Source organism: Rubritalea spongiae (assembly GCF_042652385.1).
GTDB lineage: Bacteria > Verrucomicrobiota > Verrucomicrobiia > Verrucomicrobiales > Akkermansiaceae > Rubritalea > Rubritalea spongiae.
Window position 1 is genome coordinate 2488353 of sequence record NZ_JBHSJM010000001.1, and the last position, 22814, is coordinate 2511166.

A 22814-nucleotide genomic window follows, 5' to 3' on the forward strand; every position below is an offset into this window, starting at 1 on the left:
ATTGAGTCATCAAGCTTTAGAGAAGGGTGCACGCATGGGGCTTAAGGTAGGTTTGCGGCGTGGTGTAGATTTTATTTCTTCTGAGCAAGATAGTAGGTGGGGACATTGGTTTCACCCTACACCTAAGAATAGAGTGGGTATGGCTGATTGGCAGGAGGAGTTATATTGTCCTGAATACCAGAGAGGTTTTCAACTGCACTATTTTGCAGTGCATAGCAGTTTGTTGAAGGTGGGTGGTATTTCTCGCAGCTATTATGATCAGATCATGCTGCAATGTTTAGGGGAAGATTTTAAGAGTTTGCCAGAAGGTTTCGCGTATGTTGTCTGTCACCCTTTACAAGCGAGTAAAATGCGCGTGCAGGAGGGAATACGGGAATTGATAGGGTCTGGTATTTTGTTAGATGTGGGGGTTAAGGGGAGAGAGTTTTATGCAACCTCATCAGTTCGAACGGTATATAATTCTGAGGTGGAGATGATGCTGAAGCTGTCGATTCCAGTGAAAATCACAAATTCTGTTAGGTCGAATAAGGTGAGTGATTTGGAATACTGCGAACAGGTGGTGAAGGCTGTGAAGTATCTAGGGCTAGGTGATAGCAGCGACGGATTTACATTTTTAGCGGATAGAGGACAGGTATCGGTTCAGTATGGGGATGCGGAACTTGGGTTTGAGAGCTTGTTCAGAGAGAATCCTTTTTACAGAAAAAACACGGAAGGAGTAGTAAATCCAGTGGCGCTGTTTGAGGAAGCGTTACCTGGGATGAAATCTCAAACCTTCCAACTAGTCACTGAGTTGGCCTACAAGGACGAGTTGCCGTTGAAGCTGGCAGCACAAGTGTGGTTTGAGAACTATATAACTGTGACGCTATTATGCTTCATTGAATTATATGATGAGTTTGGCGTCACATTTGAAAGCCATCTGCAGAATTGTTTGATTAAAATAGAAGAATGTCTTCCCGTTAAGTTATATTATAGAGATACAGAGGGGTGTTATATTGATGAATCTCTCAGTGATGATCTTACAGAAGAGTTTCCGAGGCTAGCTAGCCTTTCTGGTGTGTTTTTTAGTAGAAAGGAAATGCATGAAGCGGTGGGTTACTATCATCTGATTAACCATGTATTTGCAGTGGTCTGCCGTTTTGGTGTGGATGGTTTGTTAGAAGAAGAGCTAGGCATTGATTTAATTCATCGCTTGTTGCGAAAAAAAGAGAAGGTGTGTGGTGAACGGGGGCGAGCTCTGATCTGGTATTTATTAGATTCTAAAATGATTCAGTGTAAGTCGAATTTGATCACCCAGTTAGAAGGGATCGACGAGCTTGCGGGTGCGGATGCCAAGGCCGCTTATGTTGAAGTTAAAAACCCCCTATATGTAGGAGTTGAAAAACAGCTTCAAAACTAAAGAGTAACGATGGTATCTAGCGAATATAAGGAAAAACCGAAAGAGCGTGTGATCCGCCAGCTGCTCGAGGCATTAGTTTATGAGGAACTCTGTGATTGGCGAGTGGTGGGGGCGGCGAAAGATCGACTACATATAGAGCTAGTGCTGGGTGAACTCAAACTGCACGCGATGGCAAGGGTAAACGCCTATGATCGCGTATTTATAGAGCATGGATCAATCAACAAAACCGATGGGTCTATACCTGATTTGTTAGATTTAGTGCATAATATTGATGCTGAATCGGATTATTTAGATGTTCTGGCAAAAGAGTTGGTTTTGACTCTGCATTTTTGTGAATGGAATCTAGGCAAGGTAAGGAGTTTACCGAGTAGAAGAGGTTTACAATATAGGTTACTGGAGAATCTTATCGACGAGGGTCATCCGTACCATCCTTGTTTCAAATCTAGATTAGGATTTAGTGTCGAAGATCATCAACTTTATAGCCCAGAGATGGAGGGTCGATTTCAATTAGACGAAATTGAGGTGTGTAGATCTATTATAAAAGGTGACATCGGCGATGAAGAAACTGTTAAGATTCCAGTGCACCCGTGGCAGTGGCAGCAATTAGTGCACCATCCGGAAGTACAAGATCTATTGGCGAAGCAGAGGGTTGTTCATCTGGGGAAGTCATCACAGTTTTATTCTGCGAGTCAGTCGCTGAGGACATTAATTCCGGTAGATGATGTATACGGGGCACATGTGAAGTTGCCGATGCAGTTGGTGAATACTTCTTCGGTTCGAACCTTAGACGAGGTATCTGTATTGGCTGCAGAGACTATATCGACTTGGTTAGAGAGAATAGTAGAGAGTGATGTGTATTTGAAATCTAGTGGGGTGCAAATTCTGAAGGAATACGGAGGGGTGATGCTGAGTGTGGAAGGTAGTGAGTTGTTAGATCAGCTCGGAGTTCTCTATCGAGACTCACCGCATCAGCGATTTTCGCGAAAGCTTTCGATAGTTCCAGCGAATGCATTAGCGGTGTACGAGGAAGACGGTCGTCCTTATATTGACTTATGGATTCAGAAATATGGTTTAGAAAAGTGGGTGCGACAATGGATAGAAGTTGCAGTGCTTCCTCAGTGGCACTTGCTGATGGGTTATGCTGTAGGCAGTGAATGGCACGGTCAGAATACCTTATTAGCATTGGATAGCGGGTTCCCAGTGGCTGTAGCATTGAGAGACTTTCACGATGGGGTCGAGTATGTTGAGGAGCTTCTTCCTGAAGGGGTAGCGGGCCCAGATTTTAGCCATTTGGGTCAAGATGAAGTAGCTGCGGAAGCGCATTACCGCGTTGATAATTTTGAGTCAGTTAAAGATTTAGTTATAGAATGTTTGTTTATCTATAACCTGAGCGAGGTCGTTAGATTACTTGTCGATTATTATGGCATGGTAGAAGGTGAGTTTTGGGGCTGGGTGAAAGAATCGATTGAGGCGCATCATCGGAAATATCCAGAGCTTGATAGATTGTATTCAGAACACCTAGAGAGCATGGAGTGGATAAAGGTGGAGTCATTGCTTAAGTCGAAATTAAAAGGGAAGCCTAAGGATGGGTTTCATTATCATCTAGTAAAAAATCCAATACAGATTGAGTCATATGTTTGTAGTTAACGGTAAAGAATATGTGAGGTCTGATGTTGAACAGCGATGGGAAGAGTATTCTCAGAGTAGCTGGGCGCAGTCAGGTGGGAAGGTAGCTGTTTGTCTTAGTGATCCAGCGGAGGTACTGAGTTGTTTGCTGTTTTGTAAAGAACAAGGAATTTCTGTGTTGGCTATTCCATCGGGCACGGAAGAAGAGGCGGCTCTTAGAATTGCGAAGAACGCGCGTTGCCAAGGCTTGCTGTTTGAGAACGCTCAGTCTTTTGAGGTGCTTGATGGAGCAGTCGGTGTCAATGGCTCTGCTGGTTTGTTGCAGATGAGTTCGGGAACGACGGGTGAACCGAAGGTGTTAGAGAGGGCGTGGAGCAGTATTGATGCAGAGGTCGCTTCCACTTTGGATTTACTTTCTGTCAATAAAGGAAGGGTATCGGTAGTGGCGTGCCCTGTGACGCATTCTTATGGCTTTATCAGTGGGGTGTTAGTAGGGATCGCTCGTGGTAGTAGGGTTGAAATCGTTTCAAATGGAAACCCCAAGGCGGTATTGAAATGTTTGATGAAGCACCCGAAGCATATTTTGTATGCGTCGCCAGTGTATTTGGAAATATTGTGTCAATTTGCTCCTAAGAGTTTGTCGCTGGATGCGGTGATGACCTCCGGAGTGAGCATGAGTCAGCGCAGTTTTGAGAGAGTCAAATCAAGCTTTTCATCGCTCTATCAACAGTATGGATGTTCAGAGGCTGGATGTATCAGCATTAGTCAGCAGGTGGATAAACCAAATGCGATAGGTGAAGCATTAGCTCACCTTGAAGTTTCTGCTGGAAGCTCAAATGAGAGCGCGGAAGAGATTGTGGTGGTCAATGAACTAGGGAAAACTGTCAAGACTGGAGATTTAGGGTATTTTGAGAATGGGCAATTGTATTATGTTTCGCGCATTGATGATATGATCAATTGCGCTGGTTTGAATGTTTATCCGGCCGATGTGGAAACTGTACTGTTAGAGCATCCATTGATTGATGATGCTGTGGTGTTTGGGGTGGACGATCCAGTGGCTGGGCAAAAAGTGGCAGCACACTGGGTTGGAGATGAGAGCCTCAATGAATATGGGCTGAGAGAGTGGTTGAAAGATAAGCTGATGCAGCATCAATTTCCTCAAATGTTAGATCGCGTAAAGTCGATCGAAAGGGCGGCAAACGGTAAGGTTAATAGGAGAAAAATGTCAGCTCAAACTGTGTAGATACGATGAAACGTAGTGAAGTGTTAGAAGTGATTGAGCGTGTGCTCAGGCAGGAGATGGAGCATAAGCATATGGAGCTGTTCCATGAATGTGCTGCGATTAGTGAGGATCTACAAATTGATTCAGTGGGTATGTTGCAGTTGTTGTTACATATCGAGTTGTCTGCGGGCTTGGAACTTCCCGAAGATTCGTTTTCGTTTGCTGATGTCGTGACTGTGAAAGATTTGGCTGATTTGTTATTAGGTCATTTTGAGGGTGCGGCTGAAGAGACTGCAACAGATGAGGTGACGGTGCATTGTCTGGTGAGTTGTTTTTGTGATGCACTTAAAGAGAAAGGGATTGATTACCGGCCTTTGTATTTCGGGTTGTGGGATGCACCGTTTTTTTATGAAAAGGGAAGGGTCTTTTATCATAAGTTAGAGATTGATCATTCTCTCTATATTAAAGGTTTTGAATGCCTGTATGGGGCGCAGGTTACGCAATGGTACGATCATTCACAGAGTCAGAAAGAAAACGTAGATTCATTCGAGGGCTTACTCGCGACTAAGGACTCGGCTGAGGAAGTGGTTGCAATGGTGGATATGTCAAAGTTGCCCGCTAGAGAGAATAAGTATTATCAAAAGGTATTCCCGCATTATGCAATTTTTGAGGAGGTTGCTGTTGGTAAAAACTTGTTGATGCGCGATCCAGATTTCCGATGGTCAGGCGAAGTTGAGCGTAAGCAAGTTTTAGAGTCAATGTTGATTCCCTCGATAGGTGGTGGCTATAGTTACAATACGGAGGTTCTGCATGAAGCGACAAGGGATGAGGTAGCTCGTTACTTTGATGCCACTTTAAATGAGCAAGAGAATGTTTACCAAACATTGCTTAGGCAGTGTCTCGATGACTATGGTTCTGGTTCATCAGCATATCCGTTGAGTAAGTTGGGTGAAGCGCTGCAGGAGTTGCCTGTGATAGCGATTCGTAAATACGCCTACGAACACGCATTTGCCTATTATTGGTTACAGCAAGTGTATTCTGAAGAGCAATTCGAGAGGATGTGTGAGAGCATTGCAGAACTCGCGGAAGGCTTTAACCAATTTCATTATTTGGCAATGAAGTACAGTGTCACGGGTAGCGCGAGTGCATTGCAAAAAGCGAGTGACTCACTGAAGGAGTTAGATGCCCTAGAGTTTGCCATTAAGGCGGAGTTGAGAACTGCACATCAGAGTTGGGTGGCATCGTTCAATAAAAATAGAGAAGGAGTATTAGCGTGAACTTATCACTTTGTACCATTACGTTTCGACACGAGCTGTTGTCATTGGCTGAACTTACTGACTGGGCTAGAGCAAACCGTTTTGCTGGGATTGAGATGTGGGGCGGACATGCACGTAGCTTGAAGCATCGCGAGATTTACGATGCAGATTGGCTGAAGGCGAAGGGAATGTACGTGAGTATGCTCAGTGATTATATCGATTTCACGAAGTGTGAGGCGGACTTTCTGTCGGCAGCTGAGGAGTTGCTCGAAATGACTACGAATTGGAACTGTAAGAAACTTCGTGTGTTTGCAGGGAGCAAGGGTAGTGATGTGATGCCTTTTCATGAGCGCGTGCAGTTGGTCATTTACCTTAAGCAGCTCTGTGCGTTGGCTGAGGCACGAGGCATTTATGTATTAGTAGAGACTCACCCGAATACTTTTGCCGATTCACTCAGGTCGACTCAGTGGTTACTTGATGAAGTGGGGCATGACCATCTTCGCTTGAATTTTGATGTTTTGCACGTGTGGGAGTCTGGAGCCGATCCTGTGGAAGCATTTCACAAGCTAGAAGCGCAAATCATGCATGTGCATTTAAAAAACGTGAGTGAGCGGAGTAAGCTCGGAGTGTTTGCGCCTGGTAATGTGTATTCTGCTAGCGGTAGTAGAGAAGGGATGGTTTCCCTGTTTGATGGAGAGTTAGATTTCCAACACTTTTTCGATGCATGTGATCTCGAGCACCTAGATGCTTCGCTAGAGTGGTTTGGTAGAGATATATACGCGGTACTTGCTAGCGATGCTGCGAAGTTAGCTAGTTTGAGAGGGCTAGCTAGATGTTAGTTAGATTGTGGGAGTGTTGGCTCTAAGCTATCGAGTATATTTTGAAGGATTAGGTTCTCTTTAAGATTGGTAGGAGCGGGGACACTGAGGATCATGTCGAATGTTCCTGCGCAGGAGGTAGCGTCACAGGCTTGGGATCTGATTCCGATCTCGGTGGGGCTAGTTGGGGTTTTAGCGAGTTCGATGGCGAAGTAGCTAGTTCCTTCGAAGCCCCATGTGTACCAATGGATTTCAGGTTTGGAGTAATTGTTAGGTACAGATTGTTTCCAGTTGCTGAGTGTTTTGAGCTCCGCTGGGAGTTGGATTTGGGTGGGAAGTTCTTGGTTGCCTTTTTTACCGTCCAGATTGATTGCTCGCTGTGGGTTGTCTATCGCGTATGTGTGCCAGCCTTTGTGGTGTTTAGCTTCGATGATGAGGTGCTTGTTGGCGATGGTGGCACGGTATTCGACGACGATTTCTGAGCCTTTACGAATGGTATCTGTTGCTGACCATGCAGTGTTACGTTGTTCGGTTTTTACGAGGTTTTCAGCTGCTTTTCTGAAGGCTGTTTGACCGGTTTGGAGTGGGAGTTCGAGTTCCTGGGAGTCCCGAATGACTGTGAGTTGGAGTTTTTTTCCGGCGCTATGGGAGAGTTGAATATGTGCTTTAAGGTCAGTCGTGCGCGGGTCAATCTGGCGACCATTTACGGAAGTGATGATGTCACCAATTTTGAGTTGATGACGCTGGCTGAGGAAGGCTTCGAAGTCGACGCTGGTGATGCGGCTAGCAAAGCCGTTTTTAGGGAGTTGAAGTTCTTGTTTTTCAGTAATGCTGAGTGATTCTGAATTGAAGTAGAGTTGAGTTTCGAGTGACCAATGACGGAAGCTTAGATCGGTTTTCCACCACTCGAATGGAAGTTTGATAGTGGTCGTAATAGATTCAGATTTACGGCGGACTGTGAGCTGGACTGAGGAGGCGATTCTTGGTGTTTTGTTGTACTGGTATTGCAGATCACCAAAGGTGAGGACGGATTGTTCGTTTATGCTGGTGATGGTATCACCAGCTTTGATGCCAGCGTCTTTTGCGGGGCCGGTGACTTCTTTAAGTAAGAGGCCTTTAGGAATGTCTAACAGCAATCCAAGTTGTTTGATGTCTGGTGACTGATAGAGGTCGGTGATAGGATCTAGGGTGCCTGCGAGTTGTTTTTCTTGGGAGGTATAATCTCCGATAAGGTGGCACTCGGTGCAGCGGCCAGAGCTGATGACATTTTTTTTGATTAAGGGATAGTCGGCTGGCGTGCGCTTGGTTGGACGTGAAGGAGAGGGACGGTTGCCCTCGAGGAATTTTTTGTGTTCTGTTAGGCCTTGTTGGAGGGCGAGTTCGAGACTTTCGAGATTGAGGTAGGTGGTGGCTGAGGCTTCGTCTCTGCCGCCGTAACGCATGTAAATATCTTCGTCTGCGTTGATGATGAAGTAGTAAAGTGAGTTGTGCCAGTCTCGATCAAAGTGGGCGATGTCGACACCTGTCATGGTGGTGACGCGAGCTCTTACATATTGGTCGAGTAACTTACCTCGGGAGCTGGTGGGGTCGGTATAGAGAACTTGAGCATCGAATTCGCGGCCATTGACACAGGGGGCACAGCGGAATTCGACGATGAGGGGCTTATTGGTTTTACGCGCCTCATCGAGGGCACTTTGATAGGAAAAGTGCCATGGTAAATAGTCGTTCTCTTCTGCTCCGGAATGGGTGCAGAAGAGAACGAAAGAAAGTAATGATAGAAAAATGCGATTAAGCATCTGTGATCATTTTAAGTTTATCCATGCCAAGCCAGTAGATGCTTGGGTAGGCGGAATCAAGCTTAAGAGAAGGTTTCTCTTTGACGATTTCTTTCCAGAGCTCTTCAGCCTTAGGATTGAGCACTAGGAATTCTTCTTTGGAGATTTCACCATCTTTATTGGTATCAGCGCCTTGAAGCACGAGTGAGCTGTGGATGAGAGCGGCGCGGTAGACAACGCCTTCAGCAGTGAAGGAGATCATTTCGGATTGGTCGAGGAATCCATCGCTGTTTTTGTCATCACGGTCAAAGTGGCCGCGTTGGTGCCAGTCGAGTCCGTCTTCGTCTTTCTCCTCGTCGTGCGCAGGGACAGCAAGGGCGTATTCCTTAGGACTCAGCTTTTTGTCATTGTCACCGTCGACTTTGAGTTTGTCGTCGAGAACGAAGAGTAGTGAGTTCTTGATGCCTTCACGGAGTTCAGCTTCATTGGTTTTGAGGTCGCCATTGACGTCGAGTGCTTTGAGCAGCTTGATGTCGTACTGGGCAAACATTTTGAGGCGTTCTTCGAGCTCTGGGCGAGCGTGTTCGTGGGCTTCCTCGTCGTCTGCGATCCAGTGAGCGGGGAAGTCTGGAGCTTTACCTAGGCCGAGAGTACCTATTGCTTGAGCCAGGGCTGCGTAGTTTTGCTCGTTTTTTTGGTCGGCGTTTGCCAGTTCGATAGCGGAGAGGAAGTGAGGTGTGGCCTTGTCTGCTGTTTCGTTGATAAGGGTGTCGACTGCTGCTTCGGCGGCCATGCTACTGGTTGAGCAAAGTGCTGTGAGCAATAAAGAGGAGATGGTATTTTTCATGGTGGTGATAATTAGATAAAGCAGGTCTCCCCAAAAGAAGACCTGCTTATATTTCTCTTATGTTATGATAACGGGGGACTTGTAAAACTACATAGAGTTAATTTTAGAAGGTGTAGTTCGCACTGATGCGGAACTGGCGACCTGGGCTAGCAAGACCTGATGCTGCGTACACGGTTTGATCCATGTATTGTTTGTCAAAGAGGTTGTCGACGTTGAGTTGGAGGTTGAGTCCTTCTACTTGTTGTACGTCCCAAGTGAGGTAGAGGCTGCTGAGAGCGTAGCTATCTTTAGTGTATGCTGGTGGGTAGTCAAGGTATTCAGCATCCACACTCTCACGGTACTCGATGAAGTAACCTAAGCCGAGACCTGTGTCACCATGAGCGTAATTGAAGTCAGCTAACCAACGACGGCCAGCAACGACTGTGCCATACACTTCTGCATTTTCGATTCCGTTAATTTCAGGAGTCGTATCTGCTACAGCAAGGGTAGTGGTGAATCCGTTTGTGCGGAAACCAAGGCTAACTTCGTAACCTTGAGTGGAGATGTCTCCGAGGTTGCCACCACCTGTAGGCTCGATGTAATTATCGATTTCTTGTTGGTAGATGGATCCTGAACCAAAGAATGTGCCGTCATCATAAGCGATGTTTGCTTTAAGTGTATTTGCTTCTTCGGCTTCAGTGTTGCTGGCGTACGCACCACCCATGTATGCTTCACGGATGCCAACGCCACGGTATGCTTCAGAATATCCAGCATCTACAGTGAGAGAATCAGAAGGTCTCCAGATGATGCTCGCATTTGGGCTAAATTTGTCGGAGCTATGCTCTTCACCCCAACCGCCAGTGTAGTCATAGTTATCGTAACGGACACCGAAAGAAAGGTCAACTTGCTCGTGGACAGAGAGGATGTTTTGGTTGTAGAAACCAAAGATTTGCTCTGACTGATCTTGAGTTGGATTCCAGCTTGCATCAGCAGGACCGTAGTCAGCGCTGCCTGTTTTATCTTGATAGTCAAAGCCGAAGGTAGAAGCGAGCTTCCAGAAGTTGAAAGTGTTTCTAAGATCGAGGCCTAGTGTTTCAACAGCTGAAGTTACTTGGGTCTCTTCGCGTTCGAGGTCTTGGTCTGTGTAGAAAAGGTTTGCTTCAAGATTTACGAGTTCATTGTTATCTGGAGCAAATTCGTAGTCCAATGTCGCAGTGGTGCGAGTAGACTTCATTTGTTGTAACACACCTGGGCTGCGGCCTCTAGAAGTGAGGTAATCTGAAGCGATGTTCACACGATCATATGCGAGAGTTTCGTTTTGGAAGTAATCGATACCAAGGTCGATGCTGTGACCGTTTTGGAGTCTACCAGAGAGTTTGAAGAGTCCAGCAGCTTGTGTGAAGCCAGAGTTGTCGACTGTGTTTCCTTCACCGTCTTCGTATTCGTCACGGTCGGTGTATGAGCCGCTGAGGAGGTAACCCCATTCTGGAGTGAATTTACCGTAGATAGTCTGTGATAGACCATAGCCTTCGCCATTGGAGTAGTAAGTTGCTTTGGAGTCGGAGCCGAAGCGGTCGTATTCAACGTTTACAGGTCCTTTAGCACCAAGTTGAACACCAGATGTGTATGGGAGGTAGTCGAAAACGTTTTTGGTCTCGTAACGAATAGAGCCAGCAAGTGCGCCTGGGCCATCGAGAGCGGAACCTGCGCCTGGAAGAACCTCTACGCTTTTAAGGAGGCTTGGATCAATAAGGGTGGATGACTGGTGGTGGAAAAGGTTGCCTTGTGAAGCACCATCGATGGTCACATTCATTTGTGTGGATTCGAAGCCATTCACGAATGTTTGTTGAGCCATGTTAGCTCCGCCATTGACATTGATTCCAGGTGACTTCTTGAAGAGTTGCTTGAGGTCTGCAGGGTTCTCAAGTTTAATGTCTTCGGAAGTGACGTCATTGCTAGCGACGATGTTTTCGTCAGCAGTGAGGACAGTTTGTTCGAGCTCTTGTGTAGGTTGAGCTGCTTCATTTGTTTGAGCGTTCACGGTGGCGGTGACTGCAAGAGTCGCGCCGGCGAAGCCGCACACATGTTTCGTAGTGATTTTCATGGGACGTGGAGAGTAAGCAGGTTGTTGATAGGCTTACTAACGCTTGGTTGACTTTGATTAGCGCTAGATTGTCATTTTTGTGACGATTTTGTGAGAAACAGACAACAAAGCGCTATTGAGCGCTTGTTAGAGGCTAGCTTGTCAAATGTGTCACGTGACAAACTAGGAGGAATTTACTAAGTGATAGATAGAGTATTTTAATTATTATGAGTTTTCTGCCCTCTCCCTACAATCATGGCTATGAGATAGCTCCTGAGTATACTAAATCAGTCGCTTATTTTTCGATGGAATTTGCGATAGACCAAGCGTTAAAAACATACTCGGGAGGTTTGGGTTTTCTCGCAGGTTCGCATATGCGTAGTGCGTATGATTTGAAACAAAACTTGGTAGGTATCGGGATGCTATGGAGCTTCGGATATTACGATCAAGTTCGGGATGAAAATCGTGAAATGGTGGCAGCGCATCGAAGGAAGGAATATCATTTTTTAGAGGATCACGAATTGAAGTTTCAGATTCGAGTCAATGGAGCTTATGTTTGGGTGAAGGCATTGTATTTGCGTCCGACGGTTTTTGGCTGTGCTCCGATGTTCTTTTTGACGACAGATATTGAAGAAAATGATTACCTGTCGAGGACGATTACGCATTCATTATACGATGCTGATAAATTGACACGGGTCTCGCAGAGTATTGTGTTAGGGGCGGGCGGTGCAGCTTTGTTAGAAAAGCTCGGTGTTGATCCAGAAGTTTGGCATTTGAATGAAGCGCATCCATTGCCAGCTGCATTTTATGAAGCGGCGAAGCATGGGCTTGAGGAAACTAAGAAGAAGTTTGTGTTCACGACTCATACGCCAGAAGAGGCAGGGAATGAGAAATCGAGTTTAAACCTTTTACGCCAGTTTGAATATTTCAGTGGCTGTAATGAGCAACTATTATCTGAAGTGACTGACTTGGGTAATGACGAGTTCAATCATTCATTAGCGGCACTTCGTGTGAGCCGGGTCTCTAATGGAGTTTCTAAACTGCATGGTGAAGTGGCTCGCGATATGTGGAAGCGGCACAGTGGGGTTTGTCCAATCACACACATTACGAATGCTCAGAATAAGCGGTATTGGGCAGATAAAGAGTTAGATGTTGCTGTTAAAGGAGGTGATAGTAAACGCGCACAGGTGCGTAAGCGCCAGATGAAGGAAAAGCTGGTGACCGAGGTGGCGAATCAGACGGGAAGGATGTTTGATCCAGATGTGCTGACGATTGTCTGGGCTAGACGTTTTGCTGGATACAAGCGACCTAGCTTGATCACTCGGGATTGGAATAAATTTGAGTCCTTGTTAGAAAATTCAACCTATCCAGTTCAAATCATTTGGGCAGGTAAACCCTATCCTAAGGATTTTGCAGCGATTGATGAGTTTAATCAGTTGGTGAAAATGTCGAAGCGTTTTGCCAACACAGCGGTATTAGTAGGCTATGAATTAGCACTTTCTAAATTACTGAAATGTGGGGCAGATATATGGTTGAACAATCCTGTGGTGACGCGCGAGGCATCTGGGACTTCTGGCATGACCGCTGCGATGAATGGAGCAGTGAATCTTTCTACTGACGATGGTTGGGTGTGTGAATTTGCCAAAAATGGTGAGAATTCGTTTATCATTCCTGCAGCTCCTGAGGGGGTTAGTGATCAAGATCGTGATGCTCGAGATTGTGAAGGTTTTTACAAGATCATGTACGATCAGGTCCTTCCAATGTATTACAATGACAGCGATGCTTGGCAGAAGGTCGTAGAGAATAGTATGCGGGATGTAGTTCCGTTTTTCGATTCCGATCGAATGGCGAGCGAATATTATACGAAAATTTACTCATCAGGACTTTAAAGGGGGGGAGTCGAATCTGGGTTAATCCTCTGAAGAGTTTCCTGACCAAATCTTATATCTGAAGAATTGGCTACTCTGGTTAGCTCGATCAAGTAGTAGGGTGACAGTGGTGGTGCCATCGCCGTTGTCTATCAGTGTTTTTGATACAGCTGAACTAATTGCTGACATATCATGAGGTTCCCATGAAGAAAGGTTATTGCTGCTTTCCCATAGAAGCATGTGGTCGGATAGTTCGCTTGTACGAGTGTAAGTCAACACTGGTCCAGAATTTGACATCTTAACAGCTGGAAGGTTATTTCCATTCTTTCTGTTTTTTGGATTTGTAGAGAAGTAAAATTCCTCTCCGTTTGTGAGGTTGTCCCGATCAAAATCTTCGTGAAACCCTAGGTGCTGACTTTCACCAGATAGGTGGCTGCCTAGCCACGTGTCGTAGGCAGCTTGAGGGAATACGGGTAATACATTGAGAGTTAGTGGGACTTGTATCGCACTGTTAGTGGGGTCATTTGAGGTGATGAGAATATTTCCAGTATAGGATCCTTGATTGAGCCCGTTGGTGTCGATGTGCAGATAGATAGAGCTATTGGCGCCTGCGAGGATATCTCCCTGGATACTTGGAATATTTAACCATGGGATCTGAGAGGATAGATAGGCGACACAATTTGTGATGAAATTTTCACCATTTCCTGAACTGAAATTACGATAGTACATGGCTTCATAGCTTAAGAAGATAACCTTTCCTAAGCCATGGTCGTAGGTAGCTCCAGCAATTGATTGATCACTATACTCAAGGAGAGGAGTGGCATGAGCTGGAGTATTGAGTATGGCATCTGGATAGTAGGCGTCTACAGTGCGTATATTTGAGACTATGACGTGATCTCCTACTGCTGAAAGCGGTGTGTAATATGATCCATAGTTGTGTGTTAAACTACTGCCGAAGGGGGCTAGGAGTAGGTTCATGTTATTGGTTGCATCATCACAGGCAAGCAAAGCTCCGCCATTATTGATCCATTCAGCAATTGTTTCAATGGAAGGAGTGCTGAGCATGTTAGAGCCATCGTAGATCAACACATCAATGAGTTCCAGCGACTCAGGTGTAATGTTGCTGCTTATGTTGATGATGTTAGCCCCGTAGTTTGTTAGAATCGTGCGAAACTCAGGGAAGGAAGCTGTTGAGCTTGTTAGGAGGCCGATGGAGCTTCCTGCTAGATTATCTGGAACAGATGAAAAGTTATTAAATTCTCTGATCTTCCAAGAAAGGACGCTAGAACCTCCGTTAGTGAGGGTGAGACCGTATGAAGAGCTTTCGTTGATAGATCTGTTGATTGTGATAGCTGAGGATCCTAGGATCACTTTAGGTGCGGCAATACTTATCCCTGATAGAGCGATTTGTTTAGCAGGGTGACTAAGAGCATTCGAGTTGATGGTGAGAACTTCTTCATGAAGATTCACTGAGCTAGGAGTGAAAGTTACTGAGATTTTTTGGGAGGTTTGTGGAGTGATGGTGATGGGGAGTGAAGTGTCGATATGGAAGTCTCCCGATCCAGTGACTGAATGGATGGTAAGAGGGGTAAATCCTGGGTTGGTGACTGTGAGCATCTGGTGGCTCTGAGCGTTCACGATAGTCGCATCAAAGTACATAGCATCTACATCTGTTGTTATTTCAGCTGCATTGGTCACAGTGGTGGAGATAGGGACCCGGATCTCACTATGGCTGGGGTCATTCGTGGTTATGACAATATCTGCATTGTACGTACCCAGTGTGAGGTTTGAGGAATTAATTTTATAAGGGATGTTCAAGGTACTACCTGGTGCGAGATTACCACCTTGAGCTGTTAGGTTTAGCCAGCCTCGCTGTTTGTTTCCAAGCCACAGTATTGTATTTTCAATAAATTGGCGGTTATTCTCTTTGGTGCTCGAGGCATCGGCAAGCGAGTCAGCATTGCATACAATTTTGCCATTACCATAGCTTGTCGCAGCAGAGAAAATAGCATTATTTTCAGTTGTAGCCAGAGGTGTTGCATTTCCAGTGAGTTCGAAGTTAATATACACATATCCATAGATGCTTTGCACATTATATGTGATAGCATGATATTCAAAATTAGTTAGTGTTTCGTAGCCACTGTTTGTAGCGGGAACTGCGGTGATGTCTGTGCCTTGGAGCAAATTGGAAGCGGCAGTTGAAGAATAGGAACCAGCGTAGTCATAGAGTAGGGAGCCGCCAGCGTAGACCCATGTATTAATTGCAGAGTAGTCCACAGCACTCAAAGATGCGCTCGAACCCAATAGGACGACGTCATATTTCGCTAGCTCCGATGGCTCGAAATTATTATCAGCCATTGTTGTGAAGATGCCTCCTGAACTGGTGATATAGTTTTTTATATATTCATAACTATTAGCGTTTTCTGAGTAATCTATAGCTAATGTTTTTAAGCCATCATATTGTGGCGTGCCAATGTTGTTCGCAGCCATTCCATAGTCGATATAGGCGCTCCACTCTAGGTTGCTGCTTCCAGAGTTTTCTATTTCAAGGGTATTGAATAAAGCTGAGTTGGCACCTAGAGAGTAGTTTCTCTGGCTACTGTCAACTACTGCTGAAGGTGGTAGTATTCCGAGGCCGCTAAGGTAAACAATATGTGTGCTGTTGGTTGCGGCATTAGAGTTTATACTGAGAGCTGCAGATTCGAAACCGTTAGTGTGTGGGGTGTATGAGATGGTAATAATAGAGGACTCTCCAGGTGCTATATTTAAGGTGTTATTCTCTGTAGAAAATAGGCTATTATTGATAGTCAAGCTGCTGATTGAGAGGTCAGAAGTACCAGTATTTGAAATTTCCAAGTCTAGTTCAGTGTCGAGGCCTATCACAGTTGCAGGGAAATTCATATATGTAGAAGAGCTGGCAATCTCAGGTGTGCCTGTGACGGTGACTTTGATCGGAATATTTTTAACTGGGAGATTTAGGTCATTTGATCCAACCCTTAGAAGGGATTGGAAGGTTCCAGCGTATGAAGTTTGAGCGTTAAAATCTAAACTTATTGAGTCATTCGAGGCGGCAATAGTACTACCTTGTTTGGGGCTTACAGTTAATTGATCGTTTTCCGTAAAATGAATAAGGGATAGGAAGTTGGCGGCAATATTTTGGAATGTAGCGTCTGGTACTTCACCGCCATTTTCCTGTCCAAACATCAGAAAATATACTCGAGTGTTGTTGCTGGTACCAGTCAGCTTATGGTCATCATATGCAGGTGATGCATTGTAGGCTCGCGTGAGATCTGGATGGTTTTCTAAAATGATGAGATGGTTCACTGAGGGGCTGTCTTTTCCATAGACTTTTTTAGTGAACACTCGGTATTCAACACCTGCTTGGTTATGAGTGAAATCACTGACTGAGATCGAGCCAGAGCTGCCTCCACCTACACCGCCGTCTATGCCGAAGTAACTGATATTATCCAAATCTGCGCAGAGCACGAAGACTCCAGGCAGTTTCGCAGTAAAGTAGGCTCCTTCTGGGCCAAAATCACCGTTTGTACTCTCTATTTGAAAGTTTGAGTACGGGATAGAGGAATCGTAATTTGTCTCGAGTTCATTACCTGTGTTAAACATGTCCTCTCCACCATCAACAATGTCATAACCTAGTTCTCCATCGGTGAAGAGGTAAGGGGACGGGATAGCTGTTAGGAGTTCATCTGAGCGAGTATTGAGCGTTTGAAGAATTTGCTCAAGAGAGGGAGTAGCAATTTCTTTAAGGGGAAGCAGGGTCCAGTCTAAGTTGCTTTGCCCCGCATTATGAATGGAGAAGCTAGTACTGGATACCTCTCCACTTATGGCAGTGAATGAGATGGAGTCAGGTGTCTGGATTTCAGGTGCGCCAATAGCTCTGCCTCGAAGAGAGATAGAGAGAGTCGGTGTGTTTGGATCATTACTAGTCACGCTGAGCTCTTCTTCGTAAAGCTTGGCGGTTTGTGGGGTAAAAGTGATGGCCACATCAGTACTGGCGCCAGGTTGTAGAGTCAGTGGAGAGCTGAAGTCAGTGGTAAAGTCTGCTGAGCCTGAGCTAATGCTAGACAAAGTGAGCGGGCTAGAGCCTGAGTTTCTGAGCTGGATAACCTTGGTTTGATTTTTCCCGAGAACGGTTTGATCAAATAAAATTTCTTGGTGAGAAGGAGCGAGTGTCGGGCTACCAATTACAGTAAGATTTATAGGAACAGTGATTTCGGTCGCATGTGAGCTTGCGCTCTTGATAAGTAAATTTGCAGAATATTGACCTTCAATGAGATCAGTTGCGTCAAGCGTGATAGGGTAGGTGTGAGAGCCTCCTGGACTGAGATATCCATCAACTTGAGTTGGTCTGATCCAGTAGGGATGACCACCCATCAACCAAGCCCAGCAGCTTGTTAAGAACTGAACCTTGTTAGGGTCATTCGTAAATGTACTCGAGTTTACCAGATGTCCGATCGAAATGACTTTGCTATTACCTTTTTCTGCAGCAACAGCACGTATGTATCCTAGGCTATCTTCATAGATTCCCTGCGCGATAGTTGAATCGGTGATGGTGAATTTATGATGGTAAGAGTAGCTGGAGTCGTTGACACTGAGAATGCTACGGTTAACAGTAATTTGGTGAGAAGGGGATAGAGCATTCCATTGGCTAGAAGGAGTGTTAGAATTATATTGGTAGTCTGGATTAAAGCCAAAATCTGATACTAGGGTGGATTGATCAGTATGTGTACTAGAGCTGTTGTAGATGAATATTCTCCCACCGATAGTCAGCCAATTTTTCAGAGTTTGGAGGTTTGTATAGTTCATGGATTCGAGTGAACTACCGACTACGATGAAGTCCAAATTTTGTAGTGTTGTCGAAAGAAGTGTTTCTGATGACGATATATGTGAGATGAGAGCACCTTCATTTTCCAAGATAGTGACTAATGAAGAATCAATAGTGTTGGATGTTGCGAGTATTCCCACTTTAGCACGGGAGAGTGCTAATCCATTTCCTGTTGAGGGATTTTGGGAAGTAGAATAAAAGTAAACACCGTGTGAGTGTGAGCTGTTAAGTTCTATTTGTGTGGGTTGTAGAGATCCAGCCTCAACAGTGTACTCTAAGCTGGAAGGTAGACTAATGATTCCTGTATAGGTCACAGAGCTTCCTGTGATATTAACGGTAGTTGAGCCTTGGTCTCCATTATGCGAGATAGTGAGTGTTGTGGTTTGTGGACCAGAGGAGGATGGGTTGAACGTGATCGGTATATCTCGACTAGAGTTCGGCTGGATCTCGAAGGAAGAGGCTCCGATGATAGAAAAATCGGAGTGAGGGAGGCTGAGGTTATTGATAGTTAATGGTTCATCGCCAATGTTATCAATGGTTAGAAGAGTTTGTGAAGATGTGTTGTTTGTGACATTGCCAAAATCTATAGAACTCTCAGCTAAAGAGATTATAGGGCGTGATGTTACTGTCATAGACAGAGTTACTGTACTTTGTGGAGTGACTGGATCGTTAGAATCGAATAAGAGTTCCGCTGTGTATGTGCCGGCAGAAAGCTTATTTGGTGTGAAATCGATCTGTATAGCTTCTGATTCGGATGGGGCTGTTGATCCATTGTAACTACTTGCTGAAAACCAGTCTACATCAATGGCTGTATGGACAAGAAATTCTTCCATGATGCTCAGCATGGTGGCGTCATCAATGTAGTCACCTTCTGTTGAGCTAAAGAGTAGATAGTACAGAGACTCTGTGTTAGTGAGATTGTGGAGTTCGTGCTGATCTGACTCAGTGGTGGAGCCAGTGAGTTGAGAGATTGATGAGTCAGTTGGGACAATAATGAGATGGTTTACAGAAGGGGTCCCCGCATTGAACACTCGCTTGATATAGCCGGTGTAACTGGTTCCCAAGTATGTTGTGGTGATAGCAGCTGAGTCTTGATAGCCTCTGCCGTCCGCACCTAAACTACCGCTGACCTTGAAATGATCAATTGAGTCTAGTTCTGCGCCTAAGACAAATAATCCAGGATATTTACGGGTGAAGTAGGAGCCATTTTCTCCAAAATCTGGATCATTACGAATGTGGTTGTTAGAATAGAAAATGGAAGAATTAGAAAGATTGGTTTCGAGGTAATTGCCGTAATCGTACATATCCGACCCTCCGTCTGCAATGTAGTGTCCTGAATCACCTCCGCTGAAGTCGAATCGGTTAGGAATAAGGTCTGTGATAGTTTCGTAATTAGTATCTAGCGCATCGAGAGTATCGCTAAGAGACCGCTTGGAGTGAGCGGAGTTTAATCGCTCAGAGGATTGCCAAATGAGATTGGCTCCGCCAGTGTTCTTGAGAGTTAGAGTTTCGTCGTGGCTTGATTTGAACGGGACTGAAACTGAGATGTTTTTATTGCTTAAGCTCAGTACCGGTGCTGGGGCTCCTTCACCCGCGAAACTGACAGTATGAATGGGGGTAGTAGGGCTATTGCTATGAATACTGAACGTTCCGTTGTGCATACCGATCGTGAGTGGATTGAAATCGATCTGTATGGTTTCCTCTTCTTTAGGTGAGATGGTGAGAGGGGTATTTAGAGAGCTGCTATAGCTTGCACCTGAGAAAGAAGTGGAAGAGATGATAAGATTGTTTGTGCCCGGATTACTGATGGTTAGCTCTGTGGAGTATGTGCCACCGATGAATGCCGAGCCAAAGTCATAGCTATTTATATCTGTAACTATTGCAGCAGCACCTACTACGTTGACTTGCACGGGAATCGTTTGAGTATCATTTGCAAGATCATTACTGGAAATGATGATTTCGCCTTCTAGCAAGCCAGCTATCGCATTGGTTGCGTCGATTGTGACTGTTACCGTTTCAGTTTGTCCTGCTGAAATTGAACCAGAAGTGGGGTTTGCAAAGAGCCATGAAGAGCCACCCGAAAGATATGATGCAGAATTGAGGGCTAGCCCTCTTCCATCTAGAGAGGATGAAGCATTGAGTTCATTAGCTAGGTAGATGATATTCCCCGCACCGAGAGGAGCAACAGCCATGACACTACTACCTGTATTGCTTCTCATTAGAGATTTAGCAGGAGAAACTATAGTGCATGTCGTGCCATAAGCGCTGAGAAAAACCGTTTCTACTCCATCTGTGATTGGGTCAGAAGAGATGTCCGTAATGGTTTCAGTCGTGTAATTGCCTTTGAAAGCTGTATGAATACCAGTCTGAGCGAGTAGAGCATTATTATTGATGGTAGTGGAGTCACCGGTAAGCATCAGACCTCCGCCGTTAGCCACCCAATCTCTGATGGTTGTAATGTCGCTCGATGATGCACTAGATACTGAATCATCAATGAAGAGTGCGTCTAAGCTATTGAGTATGCTGCTGTTTATTGGGAATGTAACATTAATTACTTGAGCGCCTAGTGACTCGGCATCGTTCATTAGGTAACTAGAAGTTGATCCGATGTGCCCTAGAGTGACACCTGTGAGATCGTCACTTTGCGTACTATTGAGAACTAACTTACTCTGTAATCCTGGTGTTTTCGAGTCTGGGTTCTTTGTTGGCACTTCTCGAGCTAAGAGAGTTCTAGATGAAGCTTGGTTTGCGGTGAATTTTTTAGTTAGGAGAGACCAGTCTACAGGTGCTGTGCCATTATTAGATAGTATGAGGTCAGTGGTTATGGAGGTGCCAGCATAGACAGATTCGCTTATTGAATTTGGGCTGATTTGGAGATCAGGTATACCAAGACCAATCGATAAGCCAGACAGACTCGGTGGTACGCTTGCTGTAAGGACTTCGGAATTCATGAATCCTGTAGCACTGGCTTGGATGTCAAAATCTCCATCTACAACATTGAGCGAGAAGTTTCCATTTACGTCAGTATTAGAACTCACAGAAATCTCACCTACAGCTGAGACTAATGCCCCAGCAACAGGCGAGTTGTTTTCGAGGCTAAATACATTTCCTGATATGGTAGCTGATGTGTAGATACTTAAAGCTGAAGCGTATGTCTGACCTGTACCTAAATCATCTGAAAGGTTGATATCAAATAGATGCGATTGGGGGGTAGCGGCATTCGCTGCAACCTCAAATGAAATTCTGTGTTCGCTAGAGATAGAACCAGCAGGAATGGTTCCTATGTTGATAGATTGAGTGTCGATAGTAATACCTGATACAGGCTGGCTAGGAAATATCTGCGCTGAGGCATTTAGGGCATCCTCAGTGCCAATATTTTTAAAGGTGACAACGATGTTTCCTGTTTCTCCGGGATTTATGTAGTCGTCTCCATTTCCTGATGTGAACTCTATATCTATAGTAGCCACTTTGGTATAAGATCCTGTGAGCTGAGAAAGAGTAGAAAAAGCATTAATTCTTCCTCCAGAGAGGGAGATTCCTTGGAGTGCGGCAATGGGGTCTGTGTTGTTGAGCAGCTGTTGCTTAATTTCTAACGCACCTAGTTCTGGGGCAATGGATTTTATTAAACAGACGACACCTGCTACATGAGGTGTCGCCATTGAAGTTCCACTAAATGATGCGTAGCCTCCGTTTCTAACTGTACTGTAAATGTTAGAACCTGGAGCACCTAGATCAACTGTGGTGGCTCCATAGTTAGAGAAACTGGATAGAGCATCGCTGTGTGTTGTAGATGCGACAGAAATGATAGAGTCAATGGTATAGGAGCATGGGTATTGTGGTGAAATGTCATTGTTAGAGCTGTCGTTTCCAGCGGCAGCAATGAATAGAATGTTATTATTTCCGGCCGTTTGGATGGCGTTCTCAAGTAGGCTGGAATAGCCGCCGCCTCCCCACGAGTTAGAAGTAAGGTCGACTCCGAGTGAGGTGGCATAGTTAACAGAATCAATAGCATCAGAGGTTGTGCCTCCACTTGGTCCTAGAAATTTGATAGGCACAATAGAAACATCCCAAGCGACTCCAGCCACACCTGAGCCATTATTGCCGACGGCACCTATTGTCCCGGAGCAATGGGTGCCGTGATCGTCATCATCATCTGGGTTGGAATCATCATTACGGAAGTCCCAGCCATGGACATCATCGATAAAGCCGTTGTTGTCGTCATCAATTCCGTTCCCTGCTATTTCATTGGGGTTTGTCCAAATGTTATCAGCTAAGTCTAGGTGATCCAAATCGACGCCTGTGTCAATGACAGCGACTGTCACATTAGAAGAACCTGTAGTGATGTCCCATGCTTCGGGTGCATCAATGTCAGCGTCAGCTGATCCGCCCGTTTGGCCAGTGTTGTTCAGCCCCCACAGGCTAGAATAAGAGGTGTCATTCGGGGTGGTGGCTTGCGTTGTATAGATAAAGTCTTTTTCAGCTATCCCTGCGATTTGAAGAGATTCAGCACCGTGAAAGTCCTGTTCAAATTGATTGATGAGGTTTTGGGTGTCGAAGAGCTGTGGGGCTTCTGTGGCTATGAGATAAATGGAATCTGTCTTAAGCTTGTTTCTAACATGGTAACCCCGTAGTTTTGCCCAGTTGTATATTTCTTTTGTGGAAAATTCTGAGGGGAATTTAATCAATACGTGGTCGGCAACGAAGTACTCGGATTTCAGATACTCTCCTTGCTTATTGATGAAAATGTCTCGTTGAACGTGACTGTACTTAAAGTCAGTTTTAAGAAGGCTGGATTGCTTGTAACCATGTTCAGTCTCGGAGACCTCAGTAACAATAGTTTCACTATTTTTTACGAGTTCCTGACGTTGTACTGGCAAAGGAGGTGCTGACTCTGTGTAGACAGCTGACTTGAACAGATCCGTAGAAAGTGGAGATATGAAATTTCTCTGTGGTTTAGAAGTATCCAGAGACTGTGGCTCAATCTTTACCGTGTTATTAGTGCTTTTCAGTGACAGATAGCTAAAGCAGGTGAGTAAAACGAGAACAGGGAGAAGAAGTATGTAGGATTTTTTCATTAAAACGACGTAAAATGTGGAGTAGG

10 protein-coding genes are annotated in these 22814 nt (G+C 45.1%); 6 read left to right on the forward strand and 4 right to left on the reverse strand.

Annotated elements, in window-relative coordinates:
- Positions 1 to 34 precede the first annotated feature (34 nt).
- The 5 genes from ACFPK9_RS11145 to ACFPK9_RS11165 are packed head-to-tail and all read left to right on the forward strand — an operon-like array spanning position 35 to position 6339.
- On the forward strand, positions 35 to 1396 hold the full coding sequence (locus tag ACFPK9_RS11145) for an IucA/IucC family protein (protein WP_377096626.1): 1362 nt from the start codon (positions 35 to 37) through the stop codon (positions 1394 to 1396).
- Positions 1397 to 1405: 9 nt separating this feature from the next.
- Positions 1406 to 3043 (forward strand): IucA/IucC family protein, encoded by a 1638-nt coding sequence (locus ACFPK9_RS11150; RefSeq protein ID WP_377094963.1) that lies wholly within the window; start codon positions 1406 to 1408, stop codon positions 3041 to 3043.
- Positions 3030 to 4265 (forward strand): AMP-binding protein, encoded by a 1236-nt coding sequence (locus ACFPK9_RS11155; RefSeq protein WP_377094965.1) that lies wholly within the window; start codon positions 3030 to 3032, stop codon positions 4263 to 4265. Before ACFPK9_RS11150 ends, ACFPK9_RS11155 begins: the two co-directional genes overlap by 14 nt.
- Positions 4266 to 4270: 5 nt before the next feature.
- Positions 4271 to 5521, forward strand: a complete 1251-nt coding sequence (locus tag ACFPK9_RS11160; protein ID WP_377094966.1) for a DUF6005 family protein — start codon at positions 4271 to 4273, stop codon at positions 5519 to 5521.
- On the forward strand, positions 5518 to 6339 hold the full coding sequence (locus ACFPK9_RS11165; protein WP_377094967.1) for a sugar phosphate isomerase/epimerase family protein: 822 nt from the start codon (positions 5518 to 5520) through the stop codon (positions 6337 to 6339). The genes ACFPK9_RS11160 and ACFPK9_RS11165 overlap by 4 nt, the downstream gene beginning before the upstream one ends.
- On the opposite strand, the gene ACFPK9_RS11170 is transcribed toward ACFPK9_RS11165, so the two are convergent.
- The 3 genes from ACFPK9_RS11170 to ACFPK9_RS11180 all read right to left on the reverse strand — a co-directional run bounded on the left by ACFPK9_RS11170 (position 6336) and on the right by ACFPK9_RS11180 (position 11023).
- Entirely contained in the window at positions 6336 to 8114 is a 1779-nt protein-coding gene (locus tag ACFPK9_RS11170; protein ID WP_377094968.1) for a Trx7/PDZ domain-containing (seleno)protein, read from the reverse strand. The genes ACFPK9_RS11165 and ACFPK9_RS11170 overlap by 4 nt on opposite strands.
- The gene (locus ACFPK9_RS11175) at positions 8107 to 8940 is read right to left on the reverse strand and encodes an EF-hand domain-containing protein (RefSeq protein ID WP_377094969.1); all 834 of its coding nucleotides are present in this window, start codon (positions 8938 to 8940) and stop codon (positions 8107 to 8109) included. Before ACFPK9_RS11175 ends, ACFPK9_RS11170 begins: the two co-directional genes overlap by 8 nt.
- 103 nt (positions 8941 to 9043) lie before the next feature.
- Positions 9044 to 11023 (reverse strand): TonB-dependent receptor plug domain-containing protein, encoded by a 1980-nt coding sequence (locus ACFPK9_RS11180; protein WP_377094970.1) that lies wholly within the window; start codon positions 11021 to 11023, stop codon positions 9044 to 9046.
- A 206-nt stretch (positions 11024 to 11229) separates the two neighbouring features.
- Between ACFPK9_RS11180 and glgP the strand changes: the two genes are divergently transcribed.
- Positions 11230 to 12891 (forward strand): alpha-glucan family phosphorylase, encoded by a 1662-nt coding sequence (glgP, locus tag ACFPK9_RS11185; protein WP_377094971.1) that lies wholly within the window; start codon positions 11230 to 11232, stop codon positions 12889 to 12891.
- A gap of 21 nt (positions 12892 to 12912) precedes the next feature.
- Here glgP and ACFPK9_RS11190 read toward each other — a convergent pair whose 3' ends face one another.
- Positions 12913 to 22788, reverse strand: a complete 9876-nt coding sequence (locus tag ACFPK9_RS11190; protein WP_377094972.1) for an Ig-like domain-containing protein — start codon at positions 22786 to 22788, stop codon at positions 12913 to 12915.
- Positions 22789 to 22814: the final 26 nt, after the last annotated feature.

What these genes read in the sequence shown, in the direction of transcription:
- glgP (WP_377094971.1), top strand. Translation starts at nt 11,230, where the DNA reads ATGAGTTTTCTGCCCTCTCCCTACAATCATGGCTATGAGATAGCTCCT.
- ACFPK9_RS11150 (WP_377094963.1), top strand. Translation starts at nt 1,406, where the DNA reads ATGGTATCTAGCGAATATAAGGAAAAACCGAAAGAGCGTGTGATCCGC.
- ACFPK9_RS11190 (WP_377094972.1), bottom strand. Translation starts at nt 22,788, where the DNA reads ATGAAAAAATCCTACATACTTCTTCTCCCTGTTCTCGTTTTACTCACC.
- ACFPK9_RS11160 (WP_377094966.1), top strand. Translation starts at nt 4,271, where the DNA reads ATGAAACGTAGTGAAGTGTTAGAAGTGATTGAGCGTGTGCTCAGGCAG.
- ACFPK9_RS11170 (WP_377094968.1), bottom strand. Translation starts at nt 8,114, where the DNA reads ATGCTTAATCGCATTTTTCTATCATTACTTTCTTTCGTTCTCTTCTGC.
- ACFPK9_RS11180 (WP_377094970.1), bottom strand. Translation starts at nt 11,023, where the DNA reads ATGAAAATCACTACGAAACATGTGTGCGGCTTCGCCGGCGCGACTCTT.
- ACFPK9_RS11155 (WP_377094965.1), top strand. Translation starts at nt 3,030, where the DNA reads ATGTTTGTAGTTAACGGTAAAGAATATGTGAGGTCTGATGTTGAACAG.
- ACFPK9_RS11175 (WP_377094969.1), bottom strand. Translation starts at nt 8,940, where the DNA reads ATGAAAAATACCATCTCCTCTTTATTGCTCACAGCACTTTGCTCAACC.
- ACFPK9_RS11145 (WP_377096626.1), top strand. Translation starts at nt 35, where the DNA reads ATGGGGCTTAAGGTAGGTTTGCGGCGTGGTGTAGATTTTATTTCTTCT.